Raw genomic sequence first — 3,320 nt, forward strand, 5'->3', positions numbered from 1 at the left:
GTGGAGGAGATTTTCACCACGCTCTGCAACGGCGCCACGCTGGTGCTCGCGCCGCTGGAGAAGCTGATGCCGGGCGCCCCGCTGCCCCTGCTGCTGCGTGAGCAGGAGTTGAGTGTCGTCAGCCTCACCCCCGCGGCGCTGGCAGCCACGTCCTCCGAGGGGCTGCCCGCGGTGCGCACCGTCATCTCCGGCGGCGAAGCACTGCCCGTGGACGTCGTCGCGCGTTGGGCTCCGGGACGGCGCCTGCTCAATACCTACGGCCCCACTGAAGCCACCGTCATCGCCACGCTGGGCGAGGTGGTGGCGGATGGAAACGTGCCCTCCATCGGCAAGCCCCTGGCGAACGTGCGCGTCTACGTGTTGGACCCGTACGGGCAGCCGGTGCCCGTGGGCGTGCGCGGTGAGTTGCACATCGGCGGCGTGGGCGTGGCGCGTGGCTATGCGGGACGGCCGGGCCTCACCGCCGAGCGCTTCGTGCCTGATGCCTTCTCCGGCGAGGAGGGGGCTCGTCTCTACCGCACGGGTGACGTGGTGCGCTGGCGCGCGGATGGCCAACTGGACTTCGTTGGCCGCATCGACGCCCAGGTGAAGGTGCGTGGCTTCCGCATCGAGCTGGGTGAAGTCGAGAATGCCCTGCGCGCAGCGCCTGCCGTGAAGGACGCCGTCGTGCTCGCTCGCGAGGACGCCCCGGGCGACAAGCGGCTGGTGGCCTATGTCGTGGGTGAATCGCTCGACGTCTCCGCCCTCCGCGCCCACCTCAAGCAGCACCTGCCTGAGTACATGGTGCCCGCCGCCTTCGTCCCTCTGGAGGCGCTGCCGCTGACGTCCAACGGCAAGGTGGACCGCAAGGCCCTTCCGGCTCCGGACACCAGCGTGCTGCGGGCCTCGCAGTCCTACGAGGCTCCGGCCACGCCGCTGGAGGAGAGGCTCGCCGCGCTCTGGAGCGAAGTGCTGCGCGTCCCCACCGTGGGCCGCACGGACAACTTCTTCGAGCTGGGCGGCCACTCGTTGCTTGCCACGCAGTTGGTGGCCCGCGTGCGCGCCGCGCTCGACGTGGAGTTGCCCCTCCGTGCCCTCTTCGAGGCCCCCACCATCGCCGCGCTCGCGGAGAAGTTGCAGAGGGCCTCAACCGGTGCGCGTCTGCCGCCCCTGACACGCACGCGCACTGACGGTCCTCAGCCTCTCTCCTTCGCGCAGCAGCGGCTCTGGTTCCTGGACCAGTTGGCGCCGGACGACGCCTCCTACAACCTCCCCGTCACGCTGCGCCTCCTCGGGCGACTGGATGTGGAGGCCTTGCGCCGCGCGTTCGAAGCACTCGTGGCGCGGCACGAAGCGCTGCGCACCACCTTCTTCGAAGAGGAGGGCCAGCCCTTCCAGCGCATCCATCCCCCGACCGAGTGGATCCTCCCGATCGAAGACCTGTCCGGTTTGAACGAGTCCGAGCGAGACGCTGAGACACTGCGGCTGGCCACTCGAGAAGCCCGGCAACCCTTTCATCTCGTTCAGGGGCCGCTGTTGCGTACGGCCCTCCTCAAGCTCTCGGAGGACTCCCATGTCCTCCTCGTGACGATGCATCACATCGTCTCCGACGGCTGGTCCATGGGCGTCCTCATCCGTGAGCTGGCGAGCCTCTATGAGTCCTTCAGTGGCGGCCGGGCGCCTTCTCTTCCTCCGCTGCCCGTGCAGTACGCGGACTTCGCTCTCTGGCAGCGTCAGTGGCTCCAGGGGGAGACGCTGGAGTCGCAGCTCGGATACTGGAAGCGCCAGTTGGCCGGAGCTCCCGCCGCGCTGGAGCTGCCCACCGACCGGCCGCGTCCGGCCGTGCAGTCCCGTCGCGGCGCCACGCTGCCCGTGCACTTCCCCTCGCACCTGACGGACTCGCTGCGCAGCCTCGCCCAGCGTGAAGGCGCCACCCCCTTCATGCTGCTGCTCTCCGCCTTCCAACTGCTGCTGTCGCGCTACTCCGGACAGGACGACATCTCCGTCGGCTCCCCCATCGCGGGCCGCACCCACGCCGAAGCCGAGAGCCTCATCGGCTTCTTCGTCAACACACTGGTGTTGCGCGCTCACGTGCGCCCGGAGGAGTCCTTCCGCCAGCTTCTCTCCCAGGTGAAGGCCACCACCCTCGCCGCCTACGAGCACCAGCACGTCCCCTTCGAGAAGCTGGTGGAGGTCCTCCAGCCCTCCCGTGACTTGAGCCGCAGCCCCCTCTTCCAGGTGATGCTCGTCCTGCAGAACGCACCCGCCGAGGCGCTTCGCGTTCCGGGCATGGCCTTCCAGCCCATTCCCCTGGAGGGCAACTCCTCCCGCTTCGATTTGGCCCTCACCCTCTTCGAGGTGCCCCAGGGCCTCACCGGCTTCCTCGAGTACAGCTCCGACCTCTTCGACGCCTCCTCCGTCCAGCGCCTCATGCGCCACTTCGGCGTCCTCCTCTCTTCCCTCACCGCCCAGCCGGATGCCCTCGTATCCACGCTGGAGGTCATGACGGCCGAGGAGCGGCAGCATCTCCTCGTCGAGTGGAATGAGACGGACGTCTCCTTCCCTCGCGACACCTGCATCCACCACGTCGTCGCGCAGAATGCCCGTCGTGCTCCGGACGCCGTCGCCGTGCGCATGGGGGACAGAAGCGTCAGCTACGCGGGCCTCGATGACTGGGCGCACGGACTCGCCGTCCAACTGCATGCGGCCGGTGTCTCCCGGGGCAGTCGCGTCGCCGTCCTCGCGGAGCGCTCTGCGGAGTTGGTGGCGGGCCTCCTGGCCGCCCTCAAGGTGGGCGCGGCCTACGTCCCCGTCTCTCCGGGCGTCCCTCCGGAGCGCCTTGCCTTCATGCTGGAGGACTGCGGCGCCTCCGTCCTCCTCACCCAGCAGCACCTGCGCGACTCGCTGCCAGCCCTCTCCGCTCGCGTCCTCGCGCTTGAAGCGGAGCCTGTTGCGACTCAGCAGCCGCTGCCAGTGACGCCCGTGGGCCCGGAGGACCTGGCCTACGTCATCTATACGTCCGGCAGCACCGGCCGCCCCAAGGGCGTCGCCGTCCACCACCGCGCGTTGATGAACCTCGTCTCCTGGCACCAGCGCACCTACTCGCTGTCGTCCCAGGACTCCACTGCCCTCACCGCCGGCGTCGCCTTCGACGCTTCCACCTGGGAGGTGTGGCCTTCCCTCGCCTCTGGCGCCAGCCTCGTCGTCCCTCCCGAAGCCGTGCGCGCGGAGCCCTCCCAGTTGCTTCAGTGGCTGGCCCGCGAGGCCATCACCACCTGCTTCATGCCCACGCCCCTGGCCGAGGCCGTCCTCCGCGAGGAGTGGCCCCGCCCCATGGCCCT

At 69.5% G+C, this 3,320-nt stretch carries 1 protein-coding gene; it reads left to right on the forward strand.

The window, feature by feature from the left end; all coding sequences use genetic code 11:
* Positions 1-3,320, forward strand: a 3,320-nt coding sequence (locus tag K8612_RS38655; RefSeq protein ID WP_223765914.1) for a condensation domain-containing protein, incomplete at both ends; no start/stop codon positions are given.

Origin of the sequence: Corallococcus sp. AS-1-6 (assembly GCF_020037015.1) — a bacterium.
GTDB lineage: Bacteria > Myxococcota > Myxococcia > Myxococcales > Myxococcaceae > Corallococcus.